Annotated in this window: 13 protein-coding genes and 1 pseudogene; 8 read left to right on the top strand and 6 right to left on the bottom strand. The window is 75.2% G+C overall.

Features of this window, described 5'->3' with window-relative positions; translation table 11 throughout:
* Positions 1 to 2 precede the first annotated feature (2 nt).
* Positions 3 to 830 (bottom strand): alpha/beta hydrolase, encoded by an 828-nt coding sequence (locus M8330_RS15280; RefSeq protein WP_250828026.1) that lies wholly within the window; start codon positions 828 to 830, stop codon positions 3 to 5.
* A gap of 173 nt (positions 831 to 1,003) precedes the next feature.
* Here M8330_RS15280 and M8330_RS15275 point away from each other — a divergent pair, with 173 nt between their 5' ends.
* From M8330_RS15275 to M8330_RS15265, 3 genes are read left to right on the top strand one after another with little or no spacing between them, the layout of a single operon-like run.
* The gene (locus M8330_RS15275) at positions 1,004 to 1,786 is read left to right on the top strand and encodes a lysophospholipid acyltransferase family protein (RefSeq protein WP_372490232.1); all 783 of its coding nucleotides are present in this window, start codon (positions 1,004 to 1,006) and stop codon (positions 1,784 to 1,786) included.
* Between the two features lie 25 nt (positions 1,787 to 1,811).
* Positions 1,812 to 2,342, top strand: coding sequence for a flavin reductase family protein (locus M8330_RS15270; protein ID WP_250056423.1), 531 nt, complete (start codon positions 1,812 to 1,814; stop codon positions 2,340 to 2,342).
* Positions 2,339 to 3,256: a hypothetical protein gene (locus M8330_RS15265; RefSeq protein WP_250828025.1), complete on the top strand. Its 918-nt coding sequence runs from the start codon at positions 2,339 to 2,341 to the stop codon at positions 3,254 to 3,256. Before M8330_RS15270 ends, M8330_RS15265 begins: the two co-directional genes overlap by 4 nt.
* A 29-nt stretch (positions 3,257 to 3,285) precedes the next feature.
* Here M8330_RS15265 and M8330_RS15260 read toward each other — a convergent pair whose 3' ends face one another.
* Together M8330_RS15260 and M8330_RS15255 are read right to left on the bottom strand one after the other, a co-directional pair.
* The gene (locus tag M8330_RS15260; protein WP_250828024.1) at positions 3,286 to 3,945 is read right to left on the bottom strand and encodes a hypothetical protein; all 660 of its coding nucleotides are present in this window, start codon (positions 3,943 to 3,945) and stop codon (positions 3,286 to 3,288) included.
* A gap of 2 nt (positions 3,946 to 3,947) precedes the next feature.
* On the bottom strand, positions 3,948 to 4,769 hold the full coding sequence (locus M8330_RS15255; RefSeq protein ID WP_250056417.1) for a DUF1028 domain-containing protein: 822 nt from the start codon (positions 4,767 to 4,769) through the stop codon (positions 3,948 to 3,950).
* 97 nt (positions 4,770 to 4,866) lie between these two features.
* Between M8330_RS15255 and M8330_RS15250 the strand changes: the two genes are divergently transcribed.
* The 3 genes from M8330_RS15250 to M8330_RS15240 all read left to right on the top strand — a co-directional run bounded on the left by M8330_RS15250 (position 4,867) and on the right by M8330_RS15240 (position 8,360).
* Positions 4,867 to 6,267, top strand: coding sequence for a class II 3-deoxy-7-phosphoheptulonate synthase (locus M8330_RS15250; RefSeq protein ID WP_372490230.1), 1,401 nt, complete (start codon positions 4,867 to 4,869; stop codon positions 6,265 to 6,267).
* A 136-nt stretch (positions 6,268 to 6,403) separates the two neighbouring features.
* The gene (locus tag M8330_RS15245; protein WP_250828023.1) at positions 6,404 to 7,396 is read left to right on the top strand and encodes a threonine aldolase family protein; all 993 of its coding nucleotides are present in this window, start codon (positions 6,404 to 6,406) and stop codon (positions 7,394 to 7,396) included.
* A gap of 49 nt (positions 7,397 to 7,445) precedes the next feature.
* A complete protein-coding gene (locus tag M8330_RS15240) occupies positions 7,446 to 8,360 on the top strand; it encodes a deoxyribonuclease IV (RefSeq protein ID WP_250828022.1) in 915 nt (304 codons plus the stop codon).
* 258 nt (positions 8,361 to 8,618) lie between these two features.
* On the opposite strand, the pseudogene M8330_RS22705 reads toward M8330_RS15240, so the two are convergent.
* Positions 8,619 to 9,536: pseudogene (locus M8330_RS22705) on the bottom strand (FIST signal transduction protein); the annotation flags it as partial.
* Positions 9,537 to 9,744: 208 nt separating this feature from the next.
* On the bottom strand, positions 9,745 to 9,948 hold the full coding sequence (locus M8330_RS15230) for a hypothetical protein (RefSeq protein ID WP_250828020.1): 204 nt from the start codon (positions 9,946 to 9,948) through the stop codon (positions 9,745 to 9,747).
* A gap of 185 nt (positions 9,949 to 10,133) precedes the next feature.
* On the opposite strand from M8330_RS15230, the gene M8330_RS15225 reads away from it, so the two are divergent.
* Positions 10,134 to 11,441, top strand: a complete 1,308-nt coding sequence (locus M8330_RS15225; protein WP_250828019.1) for an MFS transporter — start codon at positions 10,134 to 10,136, stop codon at positions 11,439 to 11,441.
* A gap of 58 nt (positions 11,442 to 11,499) precedes the next feature.
* On the opposite strand, the gene M8330_RS15220 is transcribed toward M8330_RS15225, so the two are convergent.
* Positions 11,500 to 13,563, bottom strand: a complete 2,064-nt coding sequence (locus tag M8330_RS15220; RefSeq protein WP_250828018.1) for a PASTA domain-containing protein — start codon at positions 13,561 to 13,563, stop codon at positions 11,500 to 11,502.
* Positions 13,564 to 13,722: 159 nt separating this feature from the next.
* On the opposite strand from M8330_RS15220, the gene M8330_RS15215 reads away from it, so the two are divergent.
* Positions 13,723 to 14,100, top strand: coding sequence for an Rv2175c family DNA-binding protein (locus M8330_RS15215; protein ID WP_250056409.1), 378 nt, complete (start codon positions 13,723 to 13,725; stop codon positions 14,098 to 14,100).
* Positions 14,101 to 14,114: the final 14 nt, after the last annotated feature.

Below are 14,114 nucleotides of genomic sequence, written 5' to 3'. Positions count from 1 at the left end.
GCTCAGCCTAGGCGTTGGGTGCGCACCGAGGGCAGGCCCTCCACGAACTCGATCGAGGAGGAGACGATCCTCGGCAGGTCGTGGTCGATGGTCGCGACGTGGAAGGAGTCCGGCAGGGCCACCCGCGTCACCGGCCCCGCGACGCCGGCGGTGATGATCGGTTCCGAGGCCTCGTCCACCACGTGGTCGACGTCCGAGCGCAGGTACAGCACGGGTGCCGTGACCCGCCCGAGGTCGCGCCGGACCCCGGCCCAGCCCCGCATCATCGAGGCGGCCGCGCGCAGCGGCGTGCGGTCGTAGCCCTGCTCGCTGACGCCCGGCTTGGCGATGTCGCCCGCGATCCCGGGGAACGAGCCGACCACGTGCTGGAGGAGGGGGAGGGCCAGCACGTCCTTGCGGTGGGTGGCCACCGCCGGGTTCACGAGGACGACGCCGTCGACCGCGTCGGGCCGGTCGGCCGCCAGGCGCAGCACCAGCGCCCCGCCCATCGACAGCCCGGCGGCCACGACGACGTCGCAGGTCGCCCGCAGCCGGTCGTGGGCGGCCAGCACCTCGGCGCACCAGTCGTCCCACCCGGTGGTGTTGCAGTCCTGCCAGGTGGTGCCGTGACCGGGCAGGCGCGGCACCTCCACCGCCCAGCCCCGTGCGCTCAGCTCCTCGGCCCACGGCTTCATCGCGGCGGGCTGGCCGGTGAACCCGTGCTGCACGAGCACGCCCACGCGGGGCTCGCCCTCTCGGGGCCGGGGCGGACGGGACCAGGGCTCGGCCCCGGGCAGCAGCGCGGGAGCGCCCGACGAGGGCCCGTCCGCGGGGGTCGTGTGAGGTGGCACACGCCCATCCTGGGGCACGGCGGAGGCCGACGCCAGGGGCGTGGGGCACGACCCGGTGGTCGGCTCGGTGGTCGGCCTGGCGGTCGGCCCGGTGGTCGGCTGGTGGTCGGCCCGGTGGTCGGCCCGGCCGGAGGCGGGGGGTGGACCCCGGACGGTTCTGCTCTAGGGTGCGGGTGACGGACACGGGGTCCGTCACCTCGACCCGGCTCGGCGGAGGTGCGCGGATGTTCTACTGGTTCCTGAAGTGGATCGCTCTGGGACCGTTCCTGCGCGCCGTCTTCCGCCCCCGCGTCACCGGCGCCGACCACGTGCCGCTCGAGGGCCCCGCGATCCTCGCCAGCAACCACCTCTCCTACGCGGACTGGCTGTTCATGCCGCTGACCCTGTCGCGGCGTGTCACGTTCGTCGCGAAGGCCGAGTACTTCACCGGCACGGGCATCAAGGGCTGGCTCCAGAAGACCTTCTTCTCCGGGTCCGGCCAGGTGCCGATCGACCGGTCCGGCGCCGACGCGGCCGCCGGCGCCATGCTGTCGGCCAAGCGCGTCCTCGCCGAGGGCGGCCTGTTCGGCATCTACCCCGAGGGCACCCGCAGCCACGACGGTCGGCTGTACCGCGGCAAGACGGGCGTGGCCCGGCTCGCCCTGGAGACCGGCGTCCCGGTCATCCCGTGCGCCGTCGTCGGCACGGACGTCGTGGCACCCCCCGGCAAGAAGTTCGGCGCGTTCACCCGGCCCGTCGTCCTCTTCGGCGAGCCCCTGGACTTCAGCCGGTACGAGGGCCTGGCCAACGACCGCTACATCCTGCGCTCGGTGACCGACGAGATCATGTACGAGATCATGCGGCTCTCCGGGCAGGAGTACGTGGACATGTACGCCACGCGCGCCAAGGAGGAGGCCAAGCGGGCCGAGGCCGAGGCCGCGATCGAGGCCGCGCACGAGCAGCGCAAGGCCTCCTGACCCGGGGCCACCCGCCGAGCACTGCGTGACGATCCACTCCACCCACCCGTTCGCCACCGACGACGACCCGGTGCGCCGCTTCCGCGGGCGCCTGGGCGGGTCCGTGTCGCTGTGGTGCGCCGGAGACGGCGCCACCCGCGCCGGCCTCACCGTCACCTCCCTGCTGCTCGCCCACGGCGAGCCGCCCCGGCTGCTGGCGCTGCTCGACCCGGACGCCGACCTCACCGAGGAGCTGCGGGAGACCGGCACCGCCGCCGTCTCGCTGCTCTCCTGGCGCGACCGGATGCTCGCCGAGGTCTTCGCCGGCCTCGCCCCGAGCCCCGGTGGCCCCTTCCGCGCCGCCACCTTCACCGACACCGCGTGGGGCCCGCGCCCCGCGGACGCGGCCGCGTGGGCGGGGGTGCGGCTGGAGTCCGAGCGCGAGGTCGGCTGGTCGGCCGAGGTCACCTGCGTCCTCGAGCACGCCGAGGTCGGCGAGGAGCGGCACGACGCCGCCGACGACCAGCCCCTGGCCCACCGGCGCGGTCGCTACCTGCGCTGGCCGGAGCCCTCGTGACGGACGCCGACGCGCCGGCCCCCGACGAGCTGCTGACCCTCGCCGACGGCCTCTACGCGCTCGGCCTCGGGGAGTTCACCGCCGCCCGCGACGCCCTGGTGCGCGAGCACCGCGGCACGGCGCTCGCGGCCGGGCTCAAGGCGTTGCGCAAGCCCGCCACGGCCGCCTGGGTCGTCGACCTGCTGGTGCGGGTCGAGGGCGAGCAGGTCGACCAGGTCCTCGCCCTCGGCGAGGCGCTGCGGGAGGCCCAGGCCGCGCTCTCGGGGGACGCGCTGCGCGAGCTGACCAAGCAGCGTCGTCAGCTGGTCGCGGCCGTCACCACGACCGCCCGGCAACGCTCCCGCGAGCACGGGCTGCGGGTCACCGAGGCGGTCGCCGCGCAGGTCGAGGCCACGCTGACGGCCGCGATGGTGGACCCCGGCTGCGCCGAGGCGGTGCGCTCCGGGCTGCTGGTGGCGCCCCTGGCCAGCACCGGGGTCGAGGCCGTCGACGTCTCCGCCGCCGTGGCCCTGCCCGCCGCGCTCGGGCACCGGGCGGCGCCGGTGACCGGCGGCACCGACGACGAGGGCGGGTCGCCACCCGTGCTGCGCGTCGTGCCCGATCCCGAGGCGGACGCCAAGGCCCGCCGCGAGGCCGAGGACGCGCTCACCGAGGCCGAGGCCGTGGTGAGCGCGGTGGAGGCCGAGCACGCCGAGGCCCAGGCGGACGTGGACCGGCTCAACGCCCGGGCCATGGAGCTGGCCGCCCAGCTCGACGAGGTGCGCCGTCGCGCGGCCGAGCTGGAGGCGGCCGCCGACGAGGCCGACGCCGAGCTGGAGGAGGCCGAGGACGCCCGGGACGAGCAGACCGTGCTGCTCGAGGACGCGGTGCGCGAGCGGGACGAGGCCCGCGCCGCGCTCGACCGCCTGGGCTGAGGCAGCGGCCGGGGGAGCGCCCTGCCGGCTCAGCCCCTGGGGCCCGGGAGCACCACGCGGGCCGCGGCCACCGCGGGCTCCTCGCCCGCTCCGCCGTCGAGCGCGCTCCGGTCCAGCAGCGCGCCGACCCGCAGCGCGGTGCCCAGGAGCGCCGGCGCGTCGGTGAGCACCGTGACGGCCGGGGCCTCCTCGGGCAGCGCCTCGACGGGCACGTCGGCCGGACGACGGGCCAGAGCGGTCGTGGTGAGGTGCTCGACGCCGCGGGTGGCCCGGGCCAGCAGCCAGCTGCCGAGGTCGCCGAGCACGTAACGTTCCGCGGCCACCTCCTCCCAGGTGCGGGGCGCGTCGGCCGCCCACCAGGCCGGCCCGACGCCGCCGGTCAGCGCCGGCAGGGGCGAGCCCAGGGTCTCGGCGTCCCAGCAGCACCAGACCTCGGCGGCCACCGCGACGCCCGTGGGCAGCGGGGACGCGGCGGTGCGACCCGCCAGCACGGCCCGGCCGGCCTCGTCCACGGCGCGCCAGACGGCGTCCAGGCCCAGCACCTCGGCGGGGCCGGCCGGCCCCTGCGCGGTCCGGGTCGCCAGCGGGGCGGCCTGCGGCGTGGCCAGCACCGCGCCGCCGGCGTCCAGGAGGACGGCGGTGACGCCGGTGACGGCGAGGTCCAGGCCGAGCGCGGCCGGGGCGGGCACGCTCAGGAGCCCTCGCCCCGCACGATGGCGAGGACGCGGCGGTCGACCCAGGAGAGGTCCTCGGCGACGCGCATCTCGTAGTTCTCGCAGCCCACCCAGGCGGCGATCGTCTCCTGGCCGGAGGCCTGCGCGTGGGCCAGCAGCTCGGCCTCGAGGTCGGGCGTCATCGGCACCTTCTCCTCCTCGGTCGAGGCGGTCAGGTACAGGTCGTTGAGGTCCAGCAGACGGGCCAGCTCGGTCACGGGGGCGGGGTGGTCGTCGACGCGGAGGTCGACCGCGACGTCGTCGAAGCCCGAGTACCCCGCCTCGTCCCGGACGACGAAGAGGGCGGCGGACTGGCGGCCGCGGCGGTCGCCCCCGGCCTCGTCGCCGGCGGTCAGCGCCCGGAGCAGCCGGTGGGCCAGGGGGAGCGTGGGGTCGGCGGCCAGGAAGGCGGACTCGACGGCCTGCACGACCTCGGGGCCGGTGAGCACGTTGCCCTGGATCGCGTAGCCGTCGCCGGTGAGGCCTCCGGCCCAGTCCAGGCAGGAGGAGCCGGTGTGGGTCACGGCGTTGCCGTCGACGTCGACGAGGCCGACCTGGCGGTGCTCGCGGCCCTCGTCGTCCTCGAGCAGGGAGGCGAGCGCGACCTCGGCGGTGGCGCCCTCGGCCAGGTGGGAGAGGGCGAGGCCCTTGTAGGCCACGTTGGCGGCGGCCTGGGTGGCGATGGCCCCGACGCCGGCGACGGCGGCGGGGACGGCGGAGCCGACCGCGAGGAACTTGGACGCGACGGCGACGCCCCAGGACTCACCGTCGGCGGACCGGGCGACGATCGAGAAGGTCATGGGCCGGACCCTACTCAGGGCGTGGCCGGCCGCGCCCCGCCCGCCCGAGGGGTCGTGCTCGGGGCCCTGTGCGTGCCTCGTCCGCGCCTCGTCCGGCATGCGTCACGATGACCGGGGCCCGGCTACCCGCGCGTACCCTGGCCGGGTGACGATCCCCACCCTCGACGCCCTGCACGCCATGGGCGCCAAGCAGCAGCCCACGTACCCGGACGCGGAGGCGCTGAGCAGCGCCGTCGCGCGCCTGCGCACGATGCCGCCGCTGGTCTTTGCCGGTGAGTGCGACGAGCTCACCGCCAAGATGGCCGCGGTGACCCGCGGCGAGGCCTTTCTGCTCCAGGGCGGGGACTGCGCGGAGACCTTCGACGGCGTGACCGCCGACAACGTGCGCAACAAGCTGCGCACGCTGCTCCAGATGGCCGTCGTGCTCACCTACGCCGGCTCCGTGCCGGTCGTGAAGCTCGGCCGGCTGGCCGGCCAGTACGCCAAGCCGCGCTCCTCCGACATGGAGACCCGCACGGTCGACGGCCAGGACATCACCCTGCCCGCCTACCGCGGCGACGCCGTCAACGGCTTCGACTTCACCCCCGAGTCCCGCATCCCCGACCCGCAGCGGCTGCTGGACGTCTACAACGCCTCCGCGGCGACCCTGAACCTGGTCCGCGCGTTCGTGACCGGCGGCTACGCCGACCTGCGCCAGGTGCACACCTGGAACACCGACTTCGTGAAGTCCTCGCCGGCCGGTCAGCGCTACGAGGCCACGGCCCACGACATCGACAAGGCGCTGGCGTTCATGGAGGCCATCGGCGCCGACCCCGACGAGCTGCGCCGGGTCGACTTCTACTCCAGCCACGAGGCGCTGCTGATGGAGTACGAGCACGCGATGACGCGCGTCGACTCGCGCACCCAGGGCAGCTACAACGTCTCCGGGCACTTCGTGTGGATCGGCGAGCGCACCCGCGACCTCGACGGTGCCCACGTGGAGTACTTCCGGCACCTGCGCAACCCGATCGGCTGCAAGCTCGGCCCGACCGCCACGGCCGACGACGCGCTCGCCCTGGCCGCGAAGCTGAACCCGCAGAACGAGCCCGGCCGTCTCACCTTCATCACCCGCTTCGGCGCCGACAAGGTGCGCGACGGGCTGCCCGGCCTGGTCGAGAAGGTCACCGCCGAGGGCGTCCAGGTGGCCTGGGTCTGCGACCCGATGCACGGCAACACCTTCACCTCCTCGACCGGCTACAAGACGCGGCGCTTCGACGACGTCATCGACGAGGTCCAGGGCTTCTTCGACGTGCACCGCGGCCTGGGCACCTGGCCCGGCGGCATCCTCGTCGAGATGACCGGTGACGACGTCACCGAGTGCATCGGCGGCGGCGAGGAGCTGGACGAGCAGGGGCTCGCGCACCGCTACGAGTCGGTCGTGGACCCGCGCCTGAACCGGGTGCAGTCCATCGAGCTGGCCTACCTCGTCGCGGAGATGCTCCGAGACCAGCAGGCCTGAGCGAGGCCCACCGGTGGTCGAGGTGTGAGGGCGTCCACGCCCGAGCCTCGAGACCGCCGGGTCCGCACCGACGCCCCGTCCCCTCCCACGAGGGGGCGGGGCGTCGCCGCGTCCGGCCCGGTGTGAGGATGCGGGAGTGATCGACCTGCGCTCCGACACCCTGACCCGACCCACCGAGGCGATGCGCGCGGCCATGGCCGCGGCCGAGGTGGGCGACGACGTCTACGGGGAGGACCCCACCGTCAACGCGCTCGAGGAGCGCGTGGCGGCGCTGTTCGGCAAGGAGGCGGCCGTCTTCACCCCCACCGGCTCGCTGGCCAACGTCCTGGCCGTGGCGTCCGTGGTGGAGCCGGGCCAGGAGGTGCTGTGCGAGGCCAGCGCCCACATCGCCCGTGCGGAGCTCGGTGCGCACGGCGCGGTCACCGGGGTCACGATGCGCACCTGGCGCCACCCGTCCGGCGCCCCGGACCACGAGCAGATCGCCGACATGCTCGCCCCCGACATGGGCCCCTACTTCGTGGCGACGGCCGCGATCTCGGTGGAGAACACCCACAACTTCGCCGGCGGCACCGTCACCGACATCGAGGACCTGCGCCGTCTGCGGTCCTTCGCGGACGAGGCGGGTGTGGCCGTGCACGTCGACGGTGCCCGGCTCTGGAACGCCCACGTCGCGACCAGCACGCCGCTGAGCGCGTACGGCGAGGTCGCCGACGTGCTGGCGGTCTGCCTCTCCAAGGGGCTGGGCGCGCCTGTCGGCTCGCTCATGGTCGGCACGGCCGAGGCGGTCGCGACCGCCCGGGTGCGGCGCAAGCGCCTGGGCGGCGGCATGCGCCAGGTGGGCATCCTCGCCGCCGCCGGCCTGCACGCGCTGGACCACCACGTCGAGCGGCTCGCCGAGGACCACGCGCACGCCCGGCTGCTGGCGGAGGCGCTGGGCGTCGACCCGGCCACCTGCCCCACGAACATCGTGGTCGCCCAGCGTCCCGACGCCCCCGCGTTCGTCGCCCGGGCCGCCGAGGCCGGGGTGCGGATCTCCGCCGTCGGCCCGCGCACGGTCCGCGCGGTCACCCACCTGGACGTCTCCCGGGCCCAGGCCGAGAAGGCCGCCGGCGTCCTCGCCTCGCTCTGAGGCTCCCGCCGACTCGGCGGTGCCGGGGGTCGCGGGGGAGACTGCGCCCATGAGCACCACGCAGCGGCTGGACAGCAGCGAGCAGACCCTCCGCAACCCGATCGGCACCCACGTGACGGTCGGCAAGGGCCTGGCGAGCGGCGCGCTGGTCGACGCGCTGGCGCTGGGCGCGGAGACGCTCCAGGTCTTCGTCGGCAACCCCCGTGGCTGGGCGCTCTCGGCGGGCAAGCCCGCGGAGGACGCGGCGTTCAAGGAGCGCACGGCCGAGCTGGGCGTGCGCTCGTTCATCCACACGCCCTACCTGGTGAACCTGGGGTCCCCGACGCCGGCGACCTACGAGAAGTCCGTCGCGGTCGTGGCCCACAACCTGCGCCGCGCGGTCGAGATCGGCGCGGAGGGCGTGGTGGTGCACACCGGTTCGTTCGTCGACCACGACCCGGCCGCCGGCGAGGAGCGGTTCGCCGCGGCGATGCGCCAGGTCCGTGAGGGGCTGCTGCCGGTGCTGGAGACGCTGGGGGACGACGCCCCGTGGCTGCTGCTGGAGCCCACCGCCGGACAGGGCCGCTCGCTGTGCGCCGGCGTCGACGACCTCGAGCACTACCTGGGTGCCCTGGACATGCACCCCAAGGCCGGCGTCTGCCTGGACACCTGCCACGTCTTCGCCGCCGGCGCCCCGCTGGACGAGGCGGGCGGCGCCGCGGCCACGGTCGAGCGGATCGTGGAGATCGGCGGACCGGACCGCCTGCGGCTCGTGCACGCCAACGACTCGATGGACGTGCGCGGGGCGTTCAAGGACCGGCACCAGAAGATCGGCGAGGGCCACATCGGCGAGGACGCGTTCGCCGAGCTCTTCGCGCACCCGGCGCTGGCCGGCGTCCCGTTCGTCCTGGAGACGCCGGGGAGCCGCGAGGAGACCCGCGACATCGAGCTGCTCAAGAAGCTGCGCGAGCGGGCGCTGGGCTGAGGTCCACCCCGTCGGGAGATGGTCACGGCCCGACCGCGCTGCTCCGCGCGGTCGGGCCGTGTCTCGTCCTCTGCACCTGCGCACCGTCCCGGGGACGCAGGGCAGAAGTCTCAGGGGGCAGACGTCCCCGGGGCTCCGAGCCCCCAGGGCCCTCAGCCGAGGACGAGGCCGGTGAGGGTCTGGTTCATGGCCCATCCAGGTCTCGCCGTAGGTGTGGAACCCCGCGGCGGGGATGTCGGCGAAGACGTCGCGGAAGGACTCGTGCGCGTGCTGGGCGTCGAGGTCCAGGCGCCGCAGGATGCAGTTGAACAGCAGCGCACCGGAGACCTCCCCGCCCAGCTCGGCCCGGGTCGCCTCCAGCGCGAGCCGGGTCTCGCTGACGATGTCCGTGGCGTCGAGGACCTCGACGGACATCCCCTCGAGGACCTCGCAGTAGAAGACGATGCCGCCTCCGTCGACGACCTGCTGCGGGCTGCGGACGAACGGCTTGCCGTCCATCATCAGCCCCAGCGGGTGCCGCATGAACTGCTCCGAGCCGACCTCGTCGACCTCGCAGCCCACGGCGTCCGCGTAGGCCTCGACGGCCGGGCGGCCGTCGAGCTCCCACACGGTGCGGGTGGCGGCGTCGGCGCGGGTGACGGTGACGCTGCGCCCGAGCTCGCGGAACGAGGCGGTGCGGACGACGGCGAAGGGCACGGCCAGCTCGAGCAGGACCAGTGAGGCACCCCGGGTCGAGACCTGCTCGCCGACGCTGACCCAGGTGGACTCGAACTTCAGGTCGTCGCCGGCGGAGCCGCCGACCACGTGCAGCAGGGGAGCGGCGTTGCCCAGGGCGGCGCTCACGGCCTCCTCGGCACCGTGCATGCCGTCCACCAGCAGGACCCCCACCCACCGGGTCGGGTCGAGGTCGCGCAGCGGCCCGACGGCGGTCTCCAGCCGGGCGACGGCGGCCTCGACGCCCTCGCGCACGCCGGCCGCGAGGTCGACCAGCACGGGCTCGGCACGCAGGACGTGGGCTGCGGGCAGCGCGAACGCGGACACCCCGCCGGTGCCACCGGCGGACTCGGTGAACTCCCCGGCGGTGGAGCAGCCGGTCACCACGGCACCGGGCAGGGCCGCGGCCAGCGGCGCGGCGAGGTCGGCGGCCTCGAGGTCGGAGGAGGCGAAGAACCACACGGCGGCAGGCGCCTGCGCGGCCAGGCGGTCGCTCAGCGTGGCGACGACCTCGCTCGCGGGGCCGGAGGTGTGCACGGAGGTCGCGCGGGCACCGCTGACGCGGGGTCGGGGTGCGGTCGGGACGGTCTGGGTCACGAGGTCTCCTCGAGGGGAAGGGAGGGGGAGCGGCGCCGACGGGCGCGCCCCCGTGGACGGGGAGGCCCGCTGGTCAGGCGGCGTAGCCCATCTCGGCCAGCACGGCGCGGACGCTGCCGAGCAGCGCGGCGTCGGCGGCCTGGTCGGGGCGGAGCGCCTTGAGGTTGACGCCGGTGCGCAGCAGCACGCGGGTGCAGACGGGGCTCAGCATCAGCTCGTGCCCGGTGAACTGGGACTGGAGCTCGCGGTAGAGGCCTTCGAGGTTCGAGGCGGCCATGGTTCTCCTCGACGGTGAGGCGGGTGTCACCCCTCTCACTCGGCCGGACCCGCCAGGCGCCTGAGTGAAGACCGCGTGAAGACAGAATGCGGTTGCCCGACCGACCCCGTCCAGGATTCCCTGGTCCCCGACGCTCGGGTATATCTTCACATCGAGATACTTGATGTCGAGATAAAGAGGTGTCGATGAGCACGGACGCTCGGGGCTGGGCCGTACGACTGCGGGACCGGGTGCTCAGCGACGACCCGCTGGTGCGGGCGATGAGCTACCAGTCGGTGCTCTCCGCGTTCGCCGAGGGCACGTTCCTCGCGGGCTCGGCGGTCTACCTCATCCGCGTCGTGGGGCTCACCGGCACCGAGGTCGGCCTCGGCCTCACCGTCGCCGGGCTGGTGACGTTCCTGGTCGCGGTGCCGCTGGGGCGCCTCGCCGACCGGGTCGGCACCCGCCGCACCTGGATCCTCGGCAGCCTGGCCCAGGCGCTCGTGTTCGCCGCCTGGCCGCTGGCCGGGGGGCTGGCCTCGTTCCTGGTCGTCGCGGTGGCCCTGGAGGTGGCCGAGAGCTGGGCCCGGTCGGGCCGCAACGCCTACCGGTTCGCCGTCTTCCCGCGCGAGACCCGCGTCCGGTCGCTGGCCTACATGCGCGCCGCGCGCAACGTCGGCTACAGCCTCGGCGCGCTCGCGGCGGGCCTCGCGCTGGCCGCTCCCGGGCTCACGCTCGTCCAGGCGCTGCCGCTGCTCACCGCCGCCGTCCTGCTCGTCAACACCGTGCTGGTCGCCCGCCTGCCCGTCGTGCGCGAGCCCGGCCGGGAGGCGGCTGCCCGGCCGGCCGCGCAGGGCGAGGGCCGTGCCTGGTGGCGACGCTCGCGGGACCCGCGCCGCGCCCTGGCCAACCGGGGCTTCCTGCTGACCAGCGTGCTCGACGGCGTCCTCGGCTCCCACCAGGTGCTGCTCAACGTCGTCGTGCCCGTCTGGGTCGTCCAGGAGACCGACGCGCCGCGCGAGCTGGTGGCCGTGCTGTTCGGCCTCAACACGGTGATGGCCGTGACGCTGCAGGTGGCCGCCTCGCGCGGGGTGGCGGACGTCGCCAGCTCGCTGCGCTCCGAGCGTCGTGGTGCCGCCTGCCTGCTGCTGTCCTTCCTGGTGCTCCTCACCACCCACGAGACGCTCGGGTGGGCCACCGTGCTGCTGCTCGTCCTCGGCCACGTGACCATCACCGGCTCCGAGCTGTGGCAGTCGGCCGGGCAGTGGGGCCTGCAGGCCGAGCTCTCCGACCCCGAGCGTCGCGGCGAGTACCAGGGCGTCGCCCAGCTGGGCTACACCGCCGGCAACGTCTGGGCGCCGGCCGCGTTCACGTGGCTGACCATGGGCCAGGGCACGTGGGGGTGGGGCGTGCTGCTGGCGCTCGTGGTGGTGGCCGCGGTCGGGCTGCACCCGGCCGCGCGCGCGGCCGAGCGTCATCTCGCCCGGGTCGCCCCGGAGCCGGCCAGGGTCTGAGCCAGGGTCTGAGCCCGGCTGTGATCCCGGAGCGCGCCCGGTGCCCCGGGCGTGGCGCTCAGATGATGAAGATCGTCACCGTGCTGCCCTTCGGCAGCATCGTTCCCGCGGACGGGTCGGTGCGGTACACGAACCCGAGGCCGAGGTAGTCGGAGACCTGCTCGACCTCGACGACGAAGCCGGCCGCCTCGAGGGTCTCGGTCGCGGCGTCGACGCCCTGGGCGCGCACCCCGGGCACCTCGACCATCTCGGGGCCCAGCGAGACGGTGAGCGAGACGGTCTCGCCGCGGTACAGGGTGCCGTCGGTGGGGGACTGCGAGACCACCGCGCCCTCGGGCACCGTGTCGTCGTGGACCTCCGTGGAGGCGTCCACCACGAGGCCGCGCTTCTCCAGGCGCGCGGTGGCGACCTCGGCGTCCTTGCCCACCCAGCTGCCGACGGGGATGGGGCGGCGGCCCTTGCTGACCACCAGGTCGACCCTCGCGCCGGGGCGCAGGACGACCCCGGCCCGCGGGTCGGTGGAGATGACGTCGCCCTCGGCGACGGTCTCGGAGTAGCGGCGGACGACGTCGCCGACGGCGAGGCTGGTGCCCGCGACGGCCCGCCGGGCCGCCTGGAGGGCGGAGCCGACCACGTCGGGCACCGGGTACTCCTCGACGCCGCGCGAGACGATGATCTCGATGCTCGCCCCCGGCAGCAGCCGCTGCCCGGCCCCGGGGTCGGCCGAGACCACTCGACCCTGCTCGACGGTGTTGCTGAAGACGGGGTCGCCCACGGTGACGTCGAACCCCGCGTCCTCGAGCTCGGCCACGGCGGCCGCCCGGGTCTGGCCCAGCACCGCCGGCACGGTCGTGTAGCGGGCCCAGCCGAACCACCAGGCGCCCGCGGCGACGCCGACGGCCAGCACCAGGCCGAGCACGAGCAGGACCAGCCCGCGACGACGACGCCGGGGCCCGCGGGCCGGGGCGTGCTGCTCCGCGGGCGGCTCGGGGGCCGGGCGGACGGCGGGCACCGGTGCGGCGGCCGCTGCCGGGACGGACGGGACGACGGTGGTCTCCTCCGTCGCCTCGGCACGGTGGGTCGCGCCGGTGTCCACGGGGTAGCCCCGCGCGAAGTCGTCGAGCTCCTCGGGCTCCAGCACCTGGGGGGAGGAGTCGTCGAGGCGGTGCTCGGTGGGTGCCGGTGCGGCGGCGCCGGCCAGCGCGATGGGCACGGTGCCCAGGCGCAGCGGCGCCAGGTCCTGGGTGAGCTCGGGGTCGCTGCGGCTGCCCTCGGCCACCGCGTGCGCCACCCGGTGCAGGTGGTGCAGCAGCACGCCGGCGTCGGCGGGCCGCTGCGAGCGGTCGCGCGCCGTGGCGCGGGCGACGAACGCGTCGACGAAGTCCGGCAGGCCCGGCACCAGCGCCGAGGGCGCGGGCACGTCGGAGTTCACGTGCTTGTAGGCCACCTGGATGGGGGTCTCGCCCTCGTGCGGCTTGCGGCCGGTCAGCAGCTCGTAGGCCAGGACGCCGGCAGCGTAGACGTCCGCCCGGGCGTCGCTGACGCCCTCGGCGACCAGCTCGGGCGCGAGGTAGGACACGGTGCCGATGAGGATGCCGCCGGTCGCGGTGTGCTGGGTGTCGGTGCCGACGGCCTTGGCCAGGCCGAAGTCGGCGACCTTGATCCGGCCGTCGTCGGCGATGAGCACGTTCTCCGGCTTCACGTCGCGGTGCACGACGCCCGCGCGGTGCGCGGCGGCCAGCGCGGAGACGACCGGCTCCAGCAGCGCGAGGGCGCGGGCCGGGCCCATCGGCGCCTCCTTGCCGATCACCTCGCGCAGGGTGTGCCCGCGCACCAGCTCCATGGCGAGGAACAGCGTGCCGCCGTCGTCCCCCTGGTCGTGGACGGCGACGACGTTGGGGTGGGACAGGCGCGCGGCCGCCCGGGCCTCGCGGACGAAGCGGGCGGCGAAGGCGCCGTCGTCGCCGAGACCCACGTGCATGACCTTGACGGCCACGGTGCGGTCCAGGCGCAGGTCGTGCGCCTCGTAGACGGTGGCCATGCCACCCCGGGCGACGGCGACGTCGACGCGGTAGCGGCCGTCGAGCACGCGGCCGAGGAGGGGATCTCCCGGGTCGGGCACGTCGGGCTCCTCTCCGCCTCGCTCGGGTGAGCCGCAATCGTACGGTCCGCGCGCTCCGTGCCGCTGCAAGCACGCCGTACGACGCCCCGCCCCGGGGGCGCGTCCCGGGGAGGGCTCCGGGGAGGTGGACGCACGTGCCGGTCGTGGGAGCATGGACCCATGAGCGAGACGCCCCTGGCCGAGCACGACCTCGCGGTGCTCGTCGAGGACTGGCTGGAGTGGTCCGAGGCCGCCCAGCTCCTCGGCGTGACCCCCGCGAAGGTCCGCACCATGATCAAGGAACACCAGCTGGCCGGCGCCGTGCCGTGGCCCAAGGCCGGGCAGCGCGTGCCCGCGCTGCTGATCGACACCGAGACCGGGGAGCCCGTCAAGGGCCTGCCCGGCCTGCTGACGATGATGCACGACAACGGCTACGACGACCGCGAGTGCATCGCCTGGATCTTCCTGGACGCCGACCTGCCCGGTCGCCCGATCGACGCGCTGCGCGAGAACCGCGGCTCCGAGGTCAAGCGCCGCGCGCAGGCCATGGCCTTCTGAGGCGCCCCACGGCG

Origin of the sequence: Nocardioides bruguierae, from assembly GCF_023656415.1 — a bacterium.
GTDB lineage: Bacteria > Actinomycetota > Actinomycetes > Propionibacteriales > Nocardioidaceae > Nocardioides > Nocardioides bruguierae.
Note: the sequence above shows the minus strand (reverse complement) of the source record. Positions and strands in the feature narration are given on the sequence as shown.

Excerpts from the sequence above, each read along its gene's own strand:
- M8330_RS15250 (WP_372490230.1), top strand. The coding sequence starts at position 4,867 with ATGCGTCACGATGACCGGGGCCCGGCTACCCGCGCGTACCCTGGCCGG.
- M8330_RS15215 (WP_250056409.1), top strand. The coding sequence starts at position 13,723 with ATGAGCGAGACGCCCCTGGCCGAGCACGACCTCGCGGTGCTCGTCGAG.
- M8330_RS15240 (WP_250828022.1), top strand. The coding sequence starts at position 7,446 with ATGAGCACCACGCAGCGGCTGGACAGCAGCGAGCAGACCCTCCGCAAC.
- M8330_RS15225 (WP_250828019.1), top strand. The coding sequence starts at position 10,134 with ATGAGCACGGACGCTCGGGGCTGGGCCGTACGACTGCGGGACCGGGTG.
- M8330_RS15255 (WP_250056417.1), bottom strand. The coding sequence starts at position 4,769 with ATGACCTTCTCGATCGTCGCCCGGTCCGCCGACGGTGAGTCCTGGGGC.
- M8330_RS15230 (WP_250828020.1), bottom strand. The coding sequence starts at position 9,948 with ATGGCCGCCTCGAACCTCGAAGGCCTCTACCGCGAGCTCCAGTCCCAG.